Below are 19825 nucleotides of genomic sequence, written 5' to 3'. Positions count from 1 at the left end.
CGAATAGGGGGACTCCGTGATGATAAACCATCTTAATAGACGGCCCATGACTAGGTTTTCCCCCGTATGGCATGTAGAATGCTGCGATTCGGGCCTATGACAACGGTCAGCGTTGTCGGCTAATGCGCATGCCGATCGGCAAGACTTCAGAAATACCAAGGTAGAAAAACTTTAATAATGAAGCATATACGAAATTTTTCCATCATTGCCCACATCGACCACGGTAAGTCGACGCTTTCTGACCGCATCATTCAAATTTGTGGTGGTTTAACCGAGCGTGAAATGGCTGCGCAGGTTCTGGATTCTATGGACCTCGAGCGCGAACGCGGGATCACCATCAAAGCACAGAGCGTTACGCTGGATTATAAGGCCACTGACGGCCACACCTATCAGCTGAACTTCATCGACACTCCGGGACACGTCGACTTCTCGTATGAAGTTTCCCGCTCTCTGGCCGCCTGTGAAGGCGCGCTGCTGGTGGTGGATGCGGGACAGGGCGTAGAGGCGCAGACGCTGGCTAACTGTTATACGGCGATCGAAATGGATCTGGAAGTCGTGCCGGTCCTGAACAAGATTGACCTCCCTGCGGCCGATCCGGATCGTGTGGCTCAGGAAATCGAAGATATTGTCGGGATTGATGCGACGGACGCCGTGCGTTGCTCGGCGAAAACCGGTGTCGGCGTACCCGACATCCTCGAGCGACTGGTGCGAGATATCCCTGCGCCGGTAGGCGACCCGGAAGCGCCGCTGCAGGCGTTGATCATCGACTCCTGGTTCGATAACTATCTGGGCGTGGTATCTCTGATCCGGATTAAAAATGGCTCCCTGCGCAAGGGCGACAAGATCAAAGTCATGAGCACCGGTCAGGTCTACAACGCCGAGCGCTTGGGCATATTTACCCCGAAACGTGTCGATCGCGATACGCTGAACTGTGGCGAAGTGGGCTGGTTGGTCTGCGCGATCAAAGACATTCTGGGCGCGCCGGTCGGCGATACGCTGACGCTGGCGCGTAAACCGGCGGAGAAAGCGCTGCCGGGCTTCAAGAAAGTGAAACCTCAGGTTTATGCGGGTCTGTTCCCCGTCAGCTCCGATGACTACGAGTCGTTCCGCGATGCGCTGGGCAAACTCAGCCTGAACGATGCTTCCCTGTTTTATGAGCCGGAAAGCTCAACGGCGCTGGGCTTCGGTTTCCGCTGTGGCTTCCTGGGTCTGCTGCACATGGAGATCATTCAGGAGCGTCTGGAGCGTGAATACGATCTGGATCTGATCACCACGGCGCCGACGGTGGTGTACGAAGTTGAAACCACGGCCGGTGAAGTGATTTACGTAGACAGCCCGTCCAAGCTGCCGGCGATCAACAACATCGCGGAGCTGCGTGAGCCTATCGCTGAGTGTCACATGTTGATGCCGCAGGAGTTTCTGGGCAACGTCATCACGCTGTGCGTGGAAAAACGCGGCGTGCAAACCAACATGGTGTACCACGGCAACCAGGTGGCGCTGACGTACGACATTCCGATGGCGGAAGTGGTGCTGGACTTCTTCGACCGTCTGAAATCCACCTCTCGCGGTTATGCGTCGCTTGACTACAATTTCAAGCGGTTCCAGGCTTCCAATATGGTGCGCGTCGACGTCCTGATTAACGGCGAGCGCGTCGATGCGTTGGCGTTGATTACGCACAACGACAATGCGCCGTATCGCGGTCGCGATCTCGTGGAAAAAATGAAAGAGCTTATCCCGCGTCAGCAGTTTGATATTGCGATTCAGGCGGCGATCGGCAACCACATTATCGCGCGTTCCACCGTCAAGCAGCTGCGTAAAAACGTGCTGGCCAAATGCTATGGCGGCGACGTGAGCCGTAAGAAAAAGCTGTTGCAGAAGCAGAAAGACGGTAAGAAACGAATGAAACAGGTCGGCAACGTTGAGCTGCCGCAGGAAGCGTTTTTGGCCATTCTGCACGTGGGCAAGGACAGTAAATAATTTCATAGGAGTTGGCATGGCCAATATGTTTGCCTTGATTCTGACGCTCGCCACGCTGGTTACCGGCGTCGTGTGGTGTCTGGACCGTTTCAAATGGGCGCCCGCACGGCGCGCCAGACTGGCTCATTCAAGCCAGCAGTCGGACGGTACGGCTGGAGAACAGACGCTCTCCAGCAGCATCAAACAGCCGGGTTGGATTGAAACTTGCGCCTCGGTATTCCCCGTTTTGGCTGTGGTGCTGGTGGTGCGTTCATTCATCTATGAACCGTTTCAGATCCCGTCGGGTTCGATGATGCCGACGCTGTTGATCGGTGATTTTATCCTGGTGGAAAAATTTGCTTACGGCATTAAAGACCCGATTACCCAGACGACGCTGATTGAAACCGGACATCCTAAACGTGGCGATATCGCCGTCTTTAAATACCCGGAAAATCCGAGTCTGGACTACATCAAACGCGTTGTGGGCCTGCCGGGCGATCGCGTGAGCTACGATCCTGTCGCCAAACAGGTGACGATCCAGCCTGCGTGTTCACAGTCTTCTGATTGCGATAAAGCGTTGGCCGTCACCTATAGCAACGTGCAGCCGAGCGACTTTGTCCAGACCTTTAATGGGATGGGCGGGGAAAGCAGCAACGGTTTTTATCAGATCCCGACGGGTGAGCAAGCAAATGGCATTCGTCTGACGACGCGTAAAGAAACCCTGGGCGACGTCACGCACGATATTCTGACGGTTCCGATCGCACAGGATCAGCTGAGCCTGTACTATCACCAGCCTCATCAGCCGTTAAGCACATGGGTTGTGCCGGCCGGCAGCTACTTCATGATGGGCGATAACCGTGACAACAGCGCAGACAGCCGTTACTGGGGCTTTGTGCCGGAGAGAAATCTGGTCGGTAAAGCCACGGCAATCTGGATGAGCTTTGAAAAACAGGAAGGCCAATGGCCTACTGGCGTACGCCTGAGCCGTATTGGCGGTATTCACTAATACAACGTAATAAACACGCGGTATCTTTGCGCCTTCCGTTGTAGAATATTTTCGACATAAATAAACGCAGGCTCCCTCACGGGAGCCAGTGCAAACGAAACAGTTTTGGCACTATAAGAGTTCAGCAGGGCTGTTCCGTATGCTGTGGTTAAAAAGCACGATTGATATTGGTAACACATGAACCCCATTCTCATAAATCGTTTACAAAAAAAACTGGGCTATACTTTCCGACAATATGATCTTCTGCTGCAGGCACTTACGCATCGTAGCGCCAGCAGTAAACACAATGAACGGCTGGAATTCCTTGGGGACTCCATCCTGAGCTTTGTGATCGCCAATGCGCTCTATCACCGTTTCCCCCGCGTTGATGAAGGGGACATGAGCCGGATGCGCGCCACGCTGGTGCGCGGCAATACGCTGGCAGAGATCGCACGCGAGTTCGAACTGGGCGAATGTCTTCGTCTGGGGCCGGGAGAGTTGAAAAGCGGCGGTTTCCGTCGTGAGTCCATTCTGGCGGATACGGTCGAAGCGCTGATCGGCGGCATATTCCTGGATAGCGATATCCAGATGGTCGAGAAGCTGATCCTCGAGTGGTATCAGAGTCGCCTGAATGAAATCAGCCCCGGCGACAAGCAAAAAGATCCCAAAACCCGGCTGCAGGAGTTTCTGCAGGGACGGCACTTACCGCTGCCTACCTATCTGGTAGTGCAGGTGCGTGGTGAAGCGCACGATCAAGAGTTCACCATACACTGTCTGGTCAGCGGGTTTAGCGAACCGGTGGTCGGCACGGGGTCGAGCCGTCGTAAAGCCGAGCAGGCTGCGGCAGAACAGGCGTTAATACAGCTGGAGCTTGAATGAGCGAAGAACAGAATTACTGCGGCTTTGTCGCGATTGTAGGCCGACCGAATGTCGGTAAATCCACATTGCTGAACCAGCTGCTGGGTCAGAAGGTTTCTATTACCTCCCGTAAACCGCAGACGACGCGCCACCGCATCATGGGCATTCATACGGAAGGGCCTTATCAGGCGATCTACGTGGACACCCCTGGGCTGCATATCGAAGAAAAACGTGCGATTAACCGGTTGATGAACCGCGCCGCCAGCAGCTCTATCGGCGACGTTGAGCTGGTCATTTTTGTTGTCGAAGGTACGCACTGGACCGAAGACGACGAAATGGTGGTCAACAAGCTGCGCGATCAGAAACATCCCGTGCTGCTGGCTATCAACAAAGTCGATAACGTCACGGACAAAAGTAAACTGCTGCCGCACATTCAGATGATCAGTCAGAAGATGAAGTTTCTGGATGTCGTGCCGATGAGCGCTGAGAAAGGCATGAATGTCGACACGATCGCCAGCATCGTCCGTAAACATCTGCCGCAGGCGGTGCACCACTTCCCGGAAGATTACATCACCGACCGTTCTCAGCGCTTCATGGCCTCCGAGATCATCCGTGAGAAGCTGATGCGTTTTCTGGGCGAAGAACTGCCGTACTCTGTCACCGTGGAAATCGAGCGTTTTGTCGCGAATGAACGCGGCGGGTACGATATCAACGGTCTGATTCTGGTTGAGCGTGAAGGCCAGAAGAAAATGGTTATCGGCAATAAAGGCTCCAAGATCAAAACCATCGGCATTGAAGCCCGTCAGGACATGGAACAGATGTTCGAGGCAAAAGTGCATCTGGAACTGTGGGTTAAAGTGAAATCCGGCTGGGCGGACGACGAACGTGCGTTGCGCAGTCTGGGTTATATCGACGACCTCTAAGGGGCCCGCCTATGGAAGGCTGGCAGCGCGCATTTGTCTTGCATGGGCGCCCTTATAGTGAAACCAGCCTGTTGCTGGATCTGTTCACGGAGAATCAGGGCCGTGTCCGGATGTTGGCGAAAGGCGCCCGAGCGCGTCGTTCCAGTCTGAAAGGGTGCCTGCAGCCGTTTACCCCGCTGCTGGTGCGCTGGAGCGGCCGGGGCGATGTGAAAACGCTTCGCAATGCCGAGCCGGTGTCTCTGGCGCTCCCCATCAGCGGCAGTACGCTCTACAGCGGCCTGTACGTTAACGAACTGCTCACTCGGGTTCTCGAGTTCGAAACCAACTTCTCCGCGCTCTTCTTCGATTACCTGCACTGTTTGCAACAGTTGGCTGCGCTTGACGGCTCGCCAGAACCGGCGCTGCGTCGCTTCGAGCTGGCGCTGCTGGGGCATTTGGGCTACGGCGTCGACTTTCTGCACTGCGCCGGCAGCGGCGAAAGCGTCGCGGACGACATGACTTATCGCTATCGGGAAGAAAAAGGATTTATCGCCAGTCTGGTGGTGGATCGCCTCAGTTTTACCGGACATGAACTTCGCTCGTTGGCGGCTCGGGAGTTCCCCGATGCGGACACCTTGCGCGCCGCTAAACGGTTCACTCGCATGGCGCTCAAACCCTACCTCGGCGGTAAACCCCTCAAGAGCCGCGAGCTGTTCCGACAGTTCGTGATCAAACCGCCCAAGCCAGCTCCGCCGCAAGAAGAGTAACGTCGGGAGTACCAAACAGGATTGGCGGCGGTGTAAACTGGCGTTATTGATGAGATAGAAAGTTAAGGATGGATCATGGCTGAGCTGTTGTTAGGTGTAAATATCGATCATATCGCCACGTTGCGTAACGCCCGGGGAACGGCGTATCCCGACCCGGTTCAGGCCGCGTTTATCGCTGAACAGGCCGGGGCGGACGGCATTACCGTGCATCTGCGCGAAGATCGTCGCCACATTACGGATCGCGATGTGCGCCTGCTGCGCCAGACCATCCAGACGCGGATGAACCTGGAGATGGCGGTCACGGACGAAATGGTTTCTATCGCCTGCGAATTGCAGCCTCACTTCTGTTGCCTGGTGCCGGAAAAACGGCAGGAGGTGACGACGGAGGGCGGTCTGGACGTCGCCGGACAGCTGAACAAAATGCAGGATGCCGTGAAGAAGCTGACCGCTGCTGGAATTAACGTCTCTTTGTTTATCGATCCCGACCGTGCCCAAATTGATGCGGCTGTCGCTTGCGAAGCGCCTTATATCGAGCTGCATACCGGCGCTTACGCGGATGCCGAGGGCGACGAAGCGCGCCAGCATGAGTTCGAACGTATCCGTGACGCCGCGACTTATGCGGCAGCCAAAGGGATCCGTGTGAATGCCGGTCACGGCCTGACTTACCATAACGTCCAGCCCATCGCCGCGCTGCCGGAAATGCATGAGCTGAACATTGGTCATTCGATCATTGGACGCGCTGTGATGAGCGGGTTACCGGCGGCTGTCGCCGAGATGAAATCCTTGATGCGGGAAGCGCGTCGTTAATGGCGGTTCTGGGACTCGGCACCGACATCGTCGAAATCGCCCGTATCGAAGCGGCCGTTGAACGTTCGAGCGATCGTCTCGCGCGTCGCATTTTGAGCGACGCCGAGTGGGCGATTTATCAGGAACATCAGCAGCCGATTCGCTTTCTGGCAAAACGCTTTGCGGTAAAGGAAGCGGCGTCGAAAGCGTTTGGCACGGGGATCCGTCAGGGATTGGCCTTCGCTCAATTCGAGGTGTTCAATAACGATTTGGGCAAGCCATGCCTGCGTTTTCTCGGTCGAGCCGCGGAATTTGCGCAGGAACTGGGCGTGCAGCATGTGCACGTCTCGCTGGCAGACGAGCGGCGCTATGCGTGCGCCACCGTTATCGTGGAAAGCTAATTAGCTTAGAGTTGGTCGGCGTGGTGCAGCTGGACGAATTTCTCCCACAACCGCTCCTGATCTTCCACATGGGCCGGATCGGTAATGATGGTGTTATCGATCGGGCACACTTTCTGGCAGGTGGGGGTATCGTAGTGACCAACGCACTCCGTACAGCGCTCAGAATCGATTTCGTACGTCTCCATCCCCATCGATATGGCCTGATTCGGGCACTCTGGCTCGCACATATCGCAGTTGATGCATCGTTTGGTAATTAACAGCGCCATTTAGAGGTCTTTCCCATTTCTTGCCGCCATGAGCGGCCTGTCCGCAACCATCGCACCCGATGAAGTCATCCTCGCCTTAATCACCACTTTCGACGCAGTTTTCTCCTCCGTGGAGGACAAGGCGGTTGCGCATTTTCTCGAAAGCGGCAGTGTCGGCGGCGCGCACTTTAGCATAAAAGCGATATCAGCCCAACAGCGCGGGATGCCCTATGGGCGACGATGTGTGGCTGACATGAAAGACGCTGCCGAGTTAATCGAGCGGCTCGTCCTTCAGGACCGGTACTTCGAAGCCGCCATCCTGCAAGATCTGGCGAGCCATTGCTGAAGACAAAAATGCGGCCAGCGGCTGCGCGGCTGCGCGGCAAAGTGCGAACGTGTAGTCAGCGCGAATGTTTTGGTCGTCGGGAAGGGAGAATACGTGAATGCCGGGGAGCTGACGCAAGCGCGGGGCATAGCTGGCGTAACCGACAAACAGATCCGCCTGACCGCTTTGTATGATCCAAGAGGCGGCCATGTGTCCTTCCGGTACCGGCGCGCTGTGTAGGCCTCCGACCAGCATGAGCGCCCTGGCCTGTAAGTCAGCGGCCGCGCCCGGGTAGTGTCTCTCCATCCGTTCGAACAACTGCCAGGCGTAGTCGCCGGAGGGATCGCTGCCGGGCGTTGATGTCGCCAGTCGCAACTCAGGATCGAGCAGCAGCGTGAGCCAGTCTTGAGAGCGGGCCGCGGAGGAGGCCGATGCCGTCAGGCAAAGACGGTTGACGGCCAGTGGCGTTGCTGAGAGGGCGAGTTTACCCATCACCAGCGCCGAGGTGTGATGGCGGTTGGCGGAAGCGAACAGGTCGCAAGGTTCTCCTCGTTCAATCCGCTGGCGTAATAAGCCCGCTGGGCCAAAATCGGTTTGCGTCTTCAGTCCCGTCTCGGCTTCAAACGCCGCCATCAGTGCTGGCCAGACTCCGCGAAGGCTACCCGCCGCCAGGAGTTGTAATGGTCGTTGGCTCATTCTGCGCCCGTGTCATCTGTGCGATAAAAAGTGCGATACCAATCCTGCGCCTGCTTGTGGATGTCGATATCGCTGAAAATCTCCGGGTACAACTTTTTCGCCATCCACAGTTCGCCAAGACCGATAGCTTCCGGCATCGGGTAGCCCCATGCCTTAGCGTAGTCGGGCATGAGATAAACACGGTGCTGTTTGACGGCGTCAATCGGTTGCCACTCGGGCTGAGTCTGAATCTGTTCTACGACCTGTGGATAGCGATCCTGGACAAAAATCACCTGTGGGTTCCAGGTGATGACCTGCTCCATCGACACCTGCTTGTAGCCCTTCACCGTGGCTGCGGCGACGTTCAAAGCCCCTGCATGCTTCATCATCAAACCGGTATATTTCCCTGAGCCGTAGGTCGTGAGTTCCGGATTCGCCATATAGGCGCGTACGCGTTTCGCTTCCGGCAGGTGTTGTAAGCGTTCACTGACAAGTTGCCGCTGACGGAAGGCCTTTTCAATCAGCATTGTGGATTGAGGAACGCGGTCCACGATATCGCCAATGAGTCGAATTCCTTCTTTCAGGCCTTGGTCATAGGCCTGCTCTTCATTCGCCATCTTCGGATTCAGCTCTCTTTCCTGACCGGGAACATCATGACGCAGGGAAATAGCGACGACGGCGATACCGAGCTGACTAATCTGATCGATCATCTCCTGCGGCGCGTAGTGAGTGACAAAAACAACCTGTGGCTTTAATGCGGCAAGGCTTTCCAGATCGACGTGCGTTAGGTCGCCCACTTTGGCTTTGCCGATGAGCTGCGGAACAAGCTGCGCATAGTGCGGGCCTAACTGTTGTTCCCAATCGTATTGTATTCCGACGATTTTATCGGTCGCATTGAGTTCGACCAGCAAATTAAGCGTTTGATGTTGTAAAACGACCACGCGTTGGATGTTGTCGGGAAGAGTGACCTGGCGGTTCAATTGGTCGATGATGATCCGTTGAGCTTGAGCTCCTGCTGGTAGCATCGCCAAAAGCAGGCTAATCATGAATATGTAAATTATTTTTATCATTATTATATCTCTGTTTATCATGTGCTGTACTATACCGCGCTCCAGAAACAAACAGTCGATGCTAACTGACTGGTTGTATGGGAAATAATCAAAAATCAGCCTTGTTCGTGGGGCGGCATTTTACTGCCTGTAGCATCCGGTGGAGTACAGCGCAAAATCATCGCTTACTCTCGGGATTGAGCCTCTAGGCGGTGTGCGAATTAGTCTTTATCATAAAGTGCTGAAAATTACGATTCCACAGCCCTTTGATAAACTGGTCAAATTCGCAATACGGCAATGTGTCCGTCACGTTTACGTCGTAATGTAGCCCACATTACGCTAGCTGCCCCCGAAGTCACTTTCATCGCGGTCAGGGCTGTTTTCAGGAGCGGTGGGATTATTTTAGTCATTCAGCGTATGTCTAACGGCGGAATTAATAGAGTGCAGCAAAACAGTCAGCTTAATCAGTTTGGGCCTATTCCACCCGCTAGTGGGCCGGAGACAAAAGATGACGTTGATTTTTTGCTCAGTTGCCGCCGAAGATACACTTTCCAACCGATTTATCGAACATCCGGACGATTGCTGGGCGTTGAGCTGTTAACTGCGATTTCTCATCCGACCATCCCTCATCAGACGCTTTCCCCCGAAGTCTACTTTGCTCGTATCGATGTCGGCATGCGCCTGAAAATCGTCATCGAGCAGATGCAGCTCCTGCGTCGCCTCCACGACCGCTTTGTTCGGGACGACCTGCTAGCCTCCGTCAACATTGACGGACCGGTACTGATGGCATTGCAGAAAAACCTGCAGGCAAAAAAGCTGATTGCCAGTATGCCCTGGTTGCGTTTTGAGCTGGTGGAATGTCAGGAAGGTTTGCCAAAAGAACTACTGAATGCGTTGCCCGAAGCTAGCCGGCTATGGCTGGATGATTTCGGCTGCGGCGTAGCCAACTTTTCCTCGCTGTTGATGGTGCGGCACGACTGCATCAAAGTTGCCCGAGAGCTGTTCGTCATGCTTCAGCAAACGGAAGAAGGACGCCAAATTTTTCACCTGTTGATCACTCTCATGACCCGTTACTGTAATTATATCGTCGTTGAAGGTGTGGAAACGGAAAACGAGTGGGGAATGGTTAAAGAGTCCAACGCCACGGCAGCTCAAGGTTATTTCCTTTCTCGCCCCCAACCATTTGAATATTTCGAATCATTAAAACTCGAATTTTAACGTCCCCGCAGTCATTCCTATCTTTTTATAGAGTTTCTTTTTCTTTTAATTTCACGTAAAGCAAGAAAGTGAATCGAATAGCCTCAAATATAGGGCTATTCGGAACGACAGGACGTGTAGAGTGTGATAATCAAAACAAAGTATTTGATTAAGAAAATTAAAACTGATGAAGTTTAATTCTTCAGTTTTTGTTAACTATGGTCATCTGTGTTAGTTTTATGCCTAATGATGCTATATGTTAATGATGATCGTGATGTGAATTGTTCTTCGCCTCTCGTACGGTCACCTGCAAAAAACATGGATTTAACTCATTGATTATAATCAATAAAAAACAAGTGTTTGCTTATAACGATCAATAATTTCCTCATGATAGGTTTTTGTGATTAAAAGGGTATTAATTATTGGTATAATTGATTTGCTTCAGCGCAATTGATAGTCAAAATACAGCGCATGCTAAATGCATAAAGAAGAGTTTTAAAATATTAGTAAATCTTATAACAGTGTTAGTGGTATATATAACAAATAAGCTGAATCTTTTTATTTGATTATTTTTTTCTTCACGCAGTGATATCTGGGGGGCTTTATGCTTACGTTTCTATGTTTTTGAACTCTCAGCCTGGCCGGATATTTTTTCCATTTATCCCTTTTACTCTCCGGAAATCTGCCAACTCTGAAAAACTGAATGGGGGGATGTTATTACCGGGATTTTTCGTCTTCAGTGATGCGCTGTGTTCGTTCAGGACCTTACGGCCCTGAGGAGAGTATTATTGTGTATGAAATTATAATAACTCTATTGATTATTCTCTTGGGTGTATCTTCGCTCCGAAACCGTAAACGCCTGGAAAAGTCCACCAACGAAAATAAAAAGCTGGATTTTTTGAACATGGTTCTGTTTGCAGCGGAATATAGTCCTGCCGCGCTCCTGATTGCCAACGAAAACTGTGAAATAGTCTATGTAAACAGACAGTTCATCTCCATGTCCGGGTATGAAGCGGAAGAAGTGATTGGCCAAAACACCCGCATGCTTAGCTCAGGAATGACCAACGCTAGCGTTTATGAAGAGCTGTGGGAAACGCTTAATAAAGGCGATATATGGAATGGCGAGTTTATTAATCGCAAAAAAAATGGTCAGTTATATTGGGAAAAAGCCAGCATCGTAAAGATATATAATAAGGCGAGTAACGCTATTCAGTATGTCGGCATTAAAATGGACATTACGGAGAGAAAGACAAAAGAGTATCACGATAATTCCTACAACCGGGCGTTGGAATTATTGTCGAGCGGAGCGCCGCTTAAAGATATTCTTGATGCCATTATCTTTAGCGTAGAAGAGAAGAATCCAGGAAGAATTGTCTGCTCAGTCTTGCTGATTGATAAGGACAAGAAATGTTTAACCCTCGGTTCCGCCCCCAGCCTGCCGGGCTTTTATAAAAATGCCATTCATAACGTGAAGATTGCCGACGGTGCCGCATCGTTTGGTACGGCAGCATATACCGGTAAACGGGTCATTGCAGAAGATATCTCCACCGATCCGAGCTGGTCGCTTTATAAAGGTCTGGCGTTGTACGCCGGCTTACGCTCCTGCTGGTCTGAACCTGTGTTCGGCCAAAACGATGAAATATTAGCTGTGCTTAGCGTTTACCATCGTAAAGTTTATTCTCCGGCTGAAGACGAAATCGAATCCATCGAGAAGTCGGCTCAGTTGGTTTCGGTGGCTATCGAACGCTACCGCGCCATCGATATGCTGCGTCGTAGCGAGGAGCACTACCGTCAGTTGGCGCACTACGATTCCCTGACGTCTCTGGCGAACGGCCTGACTTTTGCGGAACAGATGGAACAGGCCATTCAGCTTTCAAAGCAGACGGGACGTAAAATCGCGTTGATGTTCCTGGATTTGGACAGGTTCAAACAGATTAATGACACCTTTGGCCATGCCGTCGGCGATCTGCTGTTGAAGGAAGCGGCGGCTCGCATGCGTCTCGCCGTTCGCGATAGCGATACGGTGTATCGCCGCAGCGGCGACGAATTCATCATCCTTCTGCAGGGAATCAAAGAGCAGGAAAACACGCTGTACGTGGCGGATAAGATCCACTATGCGTTGAACGAGCCTTTCGATATTGAAGGAAAAACGCTCGATATCTCCTGCAGTATCGGCATTGCCCTTTATCCCGAGCACGGCGCCGACGCGTTGTCGCTGGCCATTAACGCCGATGCCGCCATGTATCAAGCCAAAACCTTGGGACGCAGCCAGACCAAGATCTATAACGACGTCAATACTCACTAATGTCGGCCGGACGGCCTTGTTAGCTGAAAGGAATTAGCGCTGCGAGGAAAGAAGAGGGCAGACGTGATATCACGAGCCATCCCAGAGCGGTTGCCCGTTTTGTTGATTAGCCCCTCTCAAAGACGCATGGCGTCTTACGATGTGAATACATACTCACTTCAATCACCATATTTTCTCTGTAAAGGGCCGCATTAGAGGTCAATGGCTGACGCGTCGTCAAAAAAAACGGGCAACCCTTTAGAGGTTGCCCGTCTTACATTGCTGTCTCGTCAGTTTACTATCGATGGATTGGCAGAGATTCTACCTCTCCCGCAGCGCTTCAGCTTTGGCGCGTAGGATGGGTTTGAGCAGATAACGCAGTATGGTTTTCTTACCGGTCATGATATCGACGGTCGCGACCATACCCGGGATCACCAGCAGCGGTTTGTCTTCGTTGCCCAAGTGATTTTTCTCGGTGCGCAGGCGGATCACGTAGTAGCTGTGCCCCTCTTTATCCGTCACGGTATCCGGACTGATTTGCTCAAGATGTCCTTTTAATCCGCCATAAATGGTGTAGTCGTAGGCGGTAAACTTGATCACTGCCTGCTGACCGGGATGCAAAAAGGCAATGTCTTGCGGACGAATGCGGGCTTCAATCAGCAGGCTGTCGTCTAACGGTACGATCTCTACCAGATCGTTACCCGGCTGAATTACGCCGCCGATCGTATTTACCAAAATCTGTTGCACGATGCCGCGGACGGGGGACACTACCAACGTACGGTTGACTCGGTCTTCCAGCGCCTTGCCCGTCGCCGCAATCTTGTTGAGATTGGTCTGCGCTTCATTCAACTGCGACAAAGCTTCGCTTTTATAGCGGCCGTGAGTCTCTTCGATTTTATTATCGATTTCCTTCAATGCCGCTTCGGCACGCGGGATCGACAGCGATACCGAATCCATTTGGCCACGGGTTTCGACCTCTGAACGACGCAGACGAAGAATTTCGACCTTCGAGATAGCGCCTTCTTTAATCAACGGCTCGGACATTCTGATTTCTTGCTGCAGCAAGTTCAGACTGTTGCGGTACTGCTCTTGTCGTGAGACATAATCACGCAGTTCCTGGCGTCGTTGCACCAACTGCTCTTTCAGGCCGGAAATCTCGTTACTGAACTGTCGCTTGCGGTTGTTGTAGAGATCTCGCTCACCGGCGGCGACACTGGGCGCCTGCTTTTCCACTTCGGCGGGGAGGGTGAACGGCGTATCGTTAATTTCCGCATTCAGGCGTGCGATGCGCGCCAGCAGTGACAGTCTGTCCGCCTCGGTTTCACCGACGTTAGACGCAAAACGGGTGTCGTCCAGACGTAACAACGGCTCGCCTGCCTTAACGATTTGCCCTTCATGTACGAAAATCTGGCTGACGATCCCGCCTTCTAGGTTCTGAATTTTCTGCAGTCGGATAGAAGGAATGGCTTTCCCTTCGCCGTGAGTCACCTCATCGATCTCGGCGAAAGCGGCCCACAGCAGGAAAAAGCCGATGCATGCCAGAATCACCCACAGGGTGACGCGAATGATGCGGGGCGCATCTTCCACCATGGCCTGGCTGACTTCGGGCATGGTCTGCGCGTCGCTGTTTTTACGGGATGCCTGAAAATAGGCCAGTATTTTTTTAGTGCTTTCAACGAGACGCATTGATCTGCCCCTTCTTTAATGCATCCATCACGATGGCTTTCGGCCCGTCGGCAATAATGCGGCCTTTATCCATGATGATCAGGCGGTCAACCAGCGACAGCATGGATACGCGGTGCGTCACCAGCAGCAGCGTCTTGTTGATCAATGCGGATTGCAGTGCCTGCTTGAGGCGATCTTCGTTGCTGTTATCCATCGCGCTGGTGGGTTCATCCATCACCAGAATCGGCGGCTCCAGCAGCAGGGCTCGCGCAATGGCCACCGCCTGGCGTTGGCCGCCGGAGAGCTGTAAACCGCGCTCACCGACCTGCAGATTGTAACCGTCGGGATGAAGTCGGGCGAACTCGCTGACGCCGGCGATGTCGGCCGCGCGCAGCATGGCTTCGTCTTCCACGTAGCGTGCGCCGCAAATCAGGTTATCGCGCAGCGAACCGCTGAACAGCTGGATATCCTGCGGAACATAGCCGATGTTATGGCGCAGGTCGCTGACGTCCAACTGCCGTGCGTCGACCCCATCGATCAGCAGATTACCGCTGGTCGGTTGGTAGAGATTGACGAGTAATTTTTCCAGCGAGCTTTTGCCAGACCCGGTCCGTCCAATGATGCCGACTTTCTCACCTGGCTGAATGGTCAGGTTAATGTTCGACAGAGAACGCATCTTCTGTTCCGGGTAATTGAAGGTGACATCGCGAAACTCGATGCCGCCGATGATGCTTTCTCGTTTCAGCGGGCGCTCGTCTTCCTGGCGCTCCTGCGGAAGCTCCATCATTTGCTCTGTCGTCACCATCGTCAGTTTGGCTTGCTGATAGCGGGTGACCAGACCGGAAAGCTGTCCTAGCGGAATCAAGGCGCGTCCGTTAAGCATGTAGCAGGCGATCAGCGCCCCCATACTCAGTTTACCGTCGATCAGCAGATAAACGCCGACGACGATCATGATGACGCCCGCGAGCTGCTGGAACCACTGTGTCAGATTCACCGCCAGCGAAGAGAGCGTTTTCGCGCGCATTTCCAGACGGCTGAGGCTGCCGATTGTTTGCTCCCACTGATGCTGGCGCTCACTTTCCGCATTATTGACCTTAATCGCATCAAGCCCGGTCAGTGTTTCGATCAGCGTCGCCTGACGTTCGCTCGCCAGGTGCAACGATTTTTCAATGGTTGAGGTCAGCGGCTTTTGCAGCGCCCAGCTCACCAGCAACGCCAGCGGGAAGGCGAGGATAGGGATCCACACCAGCGGGCCGCCGATGATGCCAATGACCAGCAACAGCAACAAAGTAAAGGGAAAATCGATCAGCGTGGTCAGCGTCAACGAGGACAAAAAGTCCCGCAGCAGCTGAAATTCATGAATATTTTGCGCGAAGCTGCCGACGCGGGCGGGGCGTGCTTTCATCGCCATGCCGGTGATGCGTTCAAACAGCGTGGCGGAAAGGATAAGGTCGGTTTTTTTACCCGCGATATCCAGACAGATACTGCGGAGTGTTCGCAATATCAGATCAAAAAAGAAAGCGCCGCTGACGCCGAGGGCGAGAACCCATAGCGTTGATGTCGCCTGATTAGGCACCACACGGTCATAAACGTTCATCACGAACAAGGGAGTGGCGAGCGCGATGATGTTGATGAGCAGGCTGGCGAGAATCGCGTCCATATATAGGAAGCGTGACAGCTTTAGAGTGTCCTTGAACCAGGATTTTGTGCGCGGGATCAACGAGGTTTGCTGCAGATCGAACGAATGTCGAGGCTGCGCGAACATCACTAGTCCCAAATAGTTTTGCTGCAAGGTACTGTGTTCGACGACGATTTCGCCGCCCTCAGTTTCGCTGGGCATAATACGAGCGCTGCCGTCGCTGTTCCAACCTAACAGGATGGCGGAACGGCCTTCTCGCATCAGCAGCATCGCGGGCAGCGACATGCCGGAGATCGCATTCAGCGGTCGTTTCAGCACGCGGGCTTGCAGTCCTGCACGCGCCGCGGCACGCGGCAATAGCTCAACCGTCAATCTTTGCTCGGCGAGCGGCAATCCGGCGGTCAGCGTGGTACGGCTGGCGGTTTTGCCTGAAGTTTGCAAAGTATCAACAGGCTATCAAGCAGAGGGTCATCGTGACGATTGCGAGGATCGTGGTTTACGGAAGCGGCGTCGGTGCTGCCGGGTGGTTGTTCATGCTGTGGCATCATTAACCAAACATTCCTTAACTAAGAATGCCTTTTCCGCGGACGGAAAAGGCATAGGCTGACTGAAACATTATTGTAAGTCAGGCAGATCTACCTGCGTATTGACAGCGCTCAGGCTTTGACCTGCGGTTGGCGCAGGAATAGACAGGCTGTTCAATAGGTCACCCATACGGGCTTTCAGTCGATATTGGCTATACAGCGACAGGAAACGAATCTCAACCATTCGGCGTTGTGCGGTAAAGCGTTCGTTTTCACTATCCAGTACGTCCAGCAGGGTGCGTTCGCCCAGACTAAACTGCTTCTGATAGGCGTCGCGCACGCGGCGGCTGCGTTCCGCGTATTCTTGCGCGATAGGCAGCTGTTGGCGCGCATTATTCATCGCGGACCAGGACAGACGCAACTCTTCATTCAGCTGACGCAACGTGTTATTACGAACATCTTCCGCTTCTTTGACCTGGAAAGCTTTCGATTCCAGCGTCGCCTTGGTGCTGCCGCCTTCGTATAAGTTATAGCGCATACGCAGCATGGCTTGCCATTCGTTGTACTTGCCGCGCGTACCGTCGACATTTTCGTCTAACGTACGGGCAAGCTCAACGTTAAATTTGGGATAGAAACCGGATTTTTGAGCTTCGTACTGCTTTCTGGTCGCTTCGATATCCGACTCGGCAGACTTCAGAATCGGGCTATTTGCTACCATGACGCGTTTCGCATCGACCAGCGTGGCGGGGACGTTCAGCAGATCGCTGCTCGGGAGCTGCAGGCCTACCGGCTCTTTACCGACAACGCTGAAATAGTTGCTTTCCGCATCGGTCAGGTTGGTTTGTTCGGTCAGCACATTATTGCGCGCCTGTGCGACACGCGCTTCGGCCTGTTCCAGGTCGGCAAGACGACCGACGCCCTGTTCGGAACGCAGTTTGATTTGATCGTAAATGCGCTGGTTGGTGCTCAGATTCTCCTCAGCCAGACGCAAAAATTCGTGACGCTGCAAGACATCGAGGTAGGCCTGGACTGCATCGAGCGCGCGAGCCTCGCTGGTGTTCAGCGTTTTGTAGGCTCTGGAATTGACCGTTGCTTTTTGCTGAGCAACGGTATTAGACGTTTCGAAACCATCAAAGACCCTCTGACTAAGGTTGATTGATGTTTCTCGACGCGTAAGAATGTCGTTGTTACTGTTCTGAGCGCGGGTGGAAGGAGTGTCGAGGTTCTCTTTGCCGATACCGGCGTTGAGAGAAATACTCGGCAGATAGCCCCCCTGGGCAGCACGCACATTTCTCTCCGCTGAGTGACGACTGTTACTAGCCGCGCTTATTTCAGGGTGAGTATTTAGCGTGTTTTCAATTGCATCTTTTAACGTGTCAGCAAATGAAATAGGGGAAACCGTGATTAATAAAAGTAAAGAAATAAATGGATTTTTACGCTTCATATAACGCTTTTTCCTGAATGCCATTAATAATGAGTTATTTCTTTTTCAATAATGACTAGAGGAAGCAACGACCCATTAAATAAATGATAGCTGTCAATCCATTAGCCGCTTATCGAAAAAATTGGCGCATTACCGCAAAATCTTTGCTCTAATCGAGTAAAAATTTTGGTAAGAATGTTCCAAATTTTTTATTATATTAGGGTCTGAGTCAAGTCATTGACGTCAGCTAAATACTTTCAGATGCAATAATAAAGTAATAACAAGAGATTGAAATCATCCTTTAAAGCCCGAGTTATAAAAAGGCTTTACATATTAATTTAATCGGTTTTTTCATTCGGTGGATTCCATCGGAAATATTGAGGAGATGCTATTGTGAGTAGCGTTATCGGTACCATCAAATTTGTTATCGGACAAGTATTTGTCGTAGCGCAGGATGGTACTCAACGTCAGGTATCTGCTGGCGACCATATCTATCGCGGCGAGCAAGTGGCCACAGGCAATGCTGGCGCCGTTTCAATTTCACTGCCGGATGGACGGACTCTGGATTTGGGACGCGATAGCCAGTGGAGCGAGTCCCAGAATACGGGGACGACCGCAGAGCATCGTGCGACAGAGGCGCAAGATGTCGCTTCCGTTCAGGAAGCCATCGCGAAGGGTCTGGACCCGACGCAGTCACTTGAGGCCACCGCTGCGGGCAATGAAGCCAGTACTGACATCGGTGAAGCCGGCGAGGGCGGCGGTCATCGCGAGAACGTCGTACTGGACCTGACGAACAACGTAGTGGATCCGACTTCTGGTTACGAGACCGGAACGCTAACCTCTGCATCAGATGTTTCTTCCGAAGACACTTCCGGCGGCCGTCTCAGTTCAGGTATGCCAACTGATTCTTCTTCTGAAGCGGCTTCTGCCGATACAACGGCTCCTTCGCTCGCCATTTCCTTCGCGGAAGATGGAAAGGTCGAGTTCAAATTTTCGGAAACGCCGAAAGATTTCGACCTGACGGATATCACCGTTGATCATGGCACTATTACCGGCCTGACTCAGGACCCTAACGATCCTACACACTGGGTCGCGATTTTGACGCCGGAAAACGACTATGACGGCTCGGTGTCTGTCACCGTGCCTGACGGAAGCTATACCGATGACGCCGGTAATCCCGGTCAGGGCTCTCAAGGTTCCGTGACGGTTGATACCCTCGCGCCAGACGCGACGATCACCATCGACCCGATCACGTCTGACGACCGCGTTAATCTGGCGGAATCTGGCGAGACACAGACCATCACCGGCCGTGTCGGCGGTGAGGTGAAAATCGGCGACACCGTCACGGTGACCATCGGCGGAAACACCTACAGAACTTCTGTGGTTGATGATGACGATGGCAATAACGTCTGGAGCGTGGATGTCGCGGGCAGTACGCTGGCCGATAATTCACAGATCCACGCCGAAGTCATTACTACCGACGATGCGGGCAACCTGACGACGGCGACCGCCGATCGCGGCTATGCCGTTGACCTTATTGCACCCGAAGCCAGCATCACGATTGATGATGTGACGGCAGACAATACGCTGAACATCGCCGAAGCGGGTCAGCCACAGGCCATCACCGGCCGCGTCGGCAACGACGTACAGGTCGGCGATACGGTGACCGTCACGATTGGCGATCAGGCGTACCAGACCACCGTGACCGCCTCCGATAATGGCAAGGTGTGGAGCGTCAACGTGCCGGGCGATGTACTGGCCGGTAACAATCAGATCCACGCGGAAGTGACCACTTCCGATGCCGCCGGTAACCCGACGACGGCTACGGCAGATCAGGGCTACAGCGTCGATATCTCAGCACCGGAAGCGTCTATCACCATCGATAATGTGACCGGTGACAACACCATCAATATCGCCGAAGCGGGTCAGCCGCAGGCGATCACCGGTCGCGTCGGTAACGACGTGCAGGTGGGTGATACGGTGACCGTCACGATTGGCGATCAGGCTTACCAGACCACCGTCACTGGCTCCGATAACGGCAACGTGTGGAGCGTCAGCGTGCCGGGCGACGTACTGGCAGGTAACAATCAGATCCACGCCGAAGTCACGACGACGGATGGCGCGGGCAATGCCACCACTGCGGG

At 53.2% G+C, this 19825-nt stretch carries 15 protein-coding genes and 1 pseudogene; 10 read left to right on the top strand and 6 right to left on the bottom strand.

The window, feature by feature from the left end:
• Window positions 1-177 precede the first annotated feature (177 nt).
• The 7 genes from lepA (at window position 178) to acpS (ending at window position 6655) form a co-directional block, all read left to right on the top strand.
• Entirely contained in the window at window positions 178-1977 is a 1800-nt protein-coding gene (gene lepA, locus AU509_RS16720) for a translation elongation factor 4 (RefSeq protein WP_085653189.1), read from the top strand.
• 16 nt (window positions 1978-1993) lie between these two features.
• Window positions 1994-2962 (top strand): signal peptidase I, encoded by a 969-nt coding sequence (gene lepB, locus AU509_RS16715; RefSeq protein WP_094118859.1) that lies wholly within the window; start codon window positions 1994-1996, stop codon window positions 2960-2962.
• 177 nt (window positions 2963-3139) lie between these two features.
• Entirely contained in the window at window positions 3140-3820 is a 681-nt protein-coding gene (gene rnc, locus AU509_RS16710) for a ribonuclease III (protein ID WP_026741425.1), read from the top strand.
• Window positions 3817-4722: a GTPase Era gene (gene era / locus AU509_RS16705; RefSeq protein ID WP_094118858.1), complete on the top strand. Its 906-nt coding sequence runs from the start codon at window positions 3817-3819 to the stop codon at window positions 4720-4722. The genes rnc and era overlap by 4 nt, the downstream gene beginning before the upstream one ends.
• A gap of 11 nt (window positions 4723-4733) precedes the next feature.
• A complete protein-coding gene (gene recO, locus AU509_RS16700; RefSeq protein WP_085653193.1) occupies window positions 4734-5468 on the top strand; it encodes a DNA repair protein RecO in 735 nt (244 codons plus the stop codon).
• Window positions 5469-5543: 75 nt separating this feature from the next.
• Complete coding sequence (gene pdxJ / locus AU509_RS16695) at window positions 5544-6275, top strand: pyridoxine 5'-phosphate synthase (protein ID WP_085653194.1); 732 nt, start codon at window positions 5544-5546, stop codon at window positions 6273-6275.
• Window positions 6275-6655, top strand: coding sequence for a holo-ACP synthase (gene acpS / locus AU509_RS16690; protein WP_094118857.1), 381 nt, complete (start codon window positions 6275-6277; stop codon window positions 6653-6655). The genes pdxJ and acpS overlap by 1 nt, the downstream gene beginning before the upstream one ends.
• Before the next feature lie 5 nt (window positions 6656-6660).
• Here the strand turns inward: acpS and AU509_RS16685 are convergent, their stop codons facing one another.
• From AU509_RS16685 to AU509_RS16675, 3 genes are all read right to left on the bottom strand, one after another.
• Window positions 6661-6921, bottom strand: coding sequence for a YfhL family 4Fe-4S dicluster ferredoxin (locus tag AU509_RS16685; protein WP_085653198.1), 261 nt, complete (start codon window positions 6919-6921; stop codon window positions 6661-6663).
• A 250-nt stretch (window positions 6922-7171) separates the two neighbouring features.
• On the bottom strand, window positions 7172-7921 hold the full coding sequence (locus AU509_RS16680) for a substrate-binding domain-containing protein (protein WP_085653200.1): 750 nt from the start codon (window positions 7919-7921) through the stop codon (window positions 7172-7174).
• The gene (locus tag AU509_RS16675; RefSeq protein WP_085653202.1) at window positions 7918-8970 is read right to left on the bottom strand and encodes an ABC transporter substrate-binding protein; all 1053 of its coding nucleotides are present in this window, start codon (window positions 8968-8970) and stop codon (window positions 7918-7920) included. Before AU509_RS16675 ends, AU509_RS16680 begins: the two co-directional genes overlap by 4 nt.
• 420 nt (window positions 8971-9390) lie before the next feature.
• Here AU509_RS16675 and pdeH point away from each other — a divergent pair, with 420 nt between their 5' ends.
• Together pdeH and AU509_RS16665 are read left to right on the top strand one after the other, a co-directional pair.
• Complete coding sequence (gene pdeH, locus AU509_RS16670; RefSeq protein ID WP_409359774.1) at window positions 9391-10167, top strand: cyclic-guanylate-specific phosphodiesterase; 777 nt, start codon at window positions 9391-9393, stop codon at window positions 10165-10167.
• Window positions 10168-10936: 769 nt separating this feature from the next.
• The gene (locus AU509_RS16665; protein WP_085653204.1) at window positions 10937-12451 is read left to right on the top strand and encodes a sensor domain-containing protein; all 1515 of its coding nucleotides are present in this window, start codon (window positions 10937-10939) and stop codon (window positions 12449-12451) included.
• Window positions 12452-12751: 300 nt separating this feature from the next.
• On the opposite strand, the gene AU509_RS16660 is transcribed toward AU509_RS16665, so the two are convergent.
• The 3 genes and pseudogenes from AU509_RS16660 to AU509_RS16650 all read right to left on the bottom strand — a co-directional run bounded on the left by AU509_RS16660 (window position 12752) and on the right by AU509_RS16650 (window position 17702).
• Complete coding sequence (locus AU509_RS16660; RefSeq protein ID WP_409359775.1) at window positions 12752-14041, bottom strand: HlyD family type I secretion periplasmic adaptor subunit; 1290 nt, start codon at window positions 14039-14041, stop codon at window positions 12752-12754.
• A 61-nt stretch (window positions 14042-14102) separates the two neighbouring features.
• Window positions 14103-16282 (bottom strand): annotated as a pseudogene (locus AU509_RS16655) (type I secretion system permease/ATPase).
• Window positions 16283-16349: 67 nt separating this feature from the next.
• Window positions 16350-17702, bottom strand: a complete 1353-nt coding sequence (locus tag AU509_RS16650; RefSeq protein ID WP_094118856.1) for a TolC family outer membrane protein — start codon at window positions 17700-17702, stop codon at window positions 16350-16352.
• 372 nt (window positions 17703-18074) lie between these two features.
• Between AU509_RS16650 and AU509_RS16645 the strand changes: the two genes are divergently transcribed.
• Window positions 18075-19825, top strand: a 1751-nt coding sequence (locus tag AU509_RS16645; protein WP_139824072.1) for a retention module-containing protein, incomplete at its 3' end; no start/stop codon positions are given.

Origin of the sequence: Lonsdalea britannica (genome assembly GCF_002111595.1) — a bacterium.
Taxonomy (GTDB): domain Bacteria; phylum Pseudomonadota; class Gammaproteobacteria; order Enterobacterales; family Enterobacteriaceae; genus Lonsdalea; species Lonsdalea britannica.
This window is presented reverse-complemented; position numbering and strand designations above follow the sequence as displayed.

Coding starts and splice junctions, on each gene's coding strand:
- lepA (WP_085653189.1), top strand. CDS start 178: ATGAAGCATATACGAAATTTTTCCATCATTGCCCACATCGACCACGGT.
- lepB (WP_094118859.1), top strand. CDS start 1,994: ATGGCCAATATGTTTGCCTTGATTCTGACGCTCGCCACGCTGGTTACC.
- rnc (WP_026741425.1), top strand. CDS start 3,140: ATGAACCCCATTCTCATAAATCGTTTACAAAAAAAACTGGGCTATACT.
- era (WP_094118858.1), top strand. CDS start 3,817: ATGAGCGAAGAACAGAATTACTGCGGCTTTGTCGCGATTGTAGGCCGA.
- recO (WP_085653193.1), top strand. CDS start 4,734: ATGGAAGGCTGGCAGCGCGCATTTGTCTTGCATGGGCGCCCTTATAGT.
- pdxJ (WP_085653194.1), top strand. CDS start 5,544: ATGGCTGAGCTGTTGTTAGGTGTAAATATCGATCATATCGCCACGTTG.
- acpS (WP_094118857.1), top strand. CDS start 6,275: ATGGCGGTTCTGGGACTCGGCACCGACATCGTCGAAATCGCCCGTATC.
- AU509_RS16685 (WP_085653198.1), bottom strand. CDS start 6,921: ATGGCGCTGTTAATTACCAAACGATGCATCAACTGCGATATGTGCGAG.
- AU509_RS16680 (WP_085653200.1), bottom strand. CDS start 7,921: ATGAGCCAACGACCATTACAACTCCTGGCGGCGGGTAGCCTTCGCGGA.
- AU509_RS16675 (WP_085653202.1), bottom strand. CDS start 8,970: ATGATAAAAATAATTTACATATTCATGATTAGCCTGCTTTTGGCGATG.
- AU509_RS16660 (WP_409359775.1), bottom strand. CDS start 14,041: ATGCCCGAAGTCAGCCAGGCCATGGTGGAAGATGCGCCCCGCATCATT.
- AU509_RS16650 (WP_094118856.1), bottom strand. CDS start 17,702: ATGAAGCGTAAAAATCCATTTATTTCTTTACTTTTATTAATCACGGTT.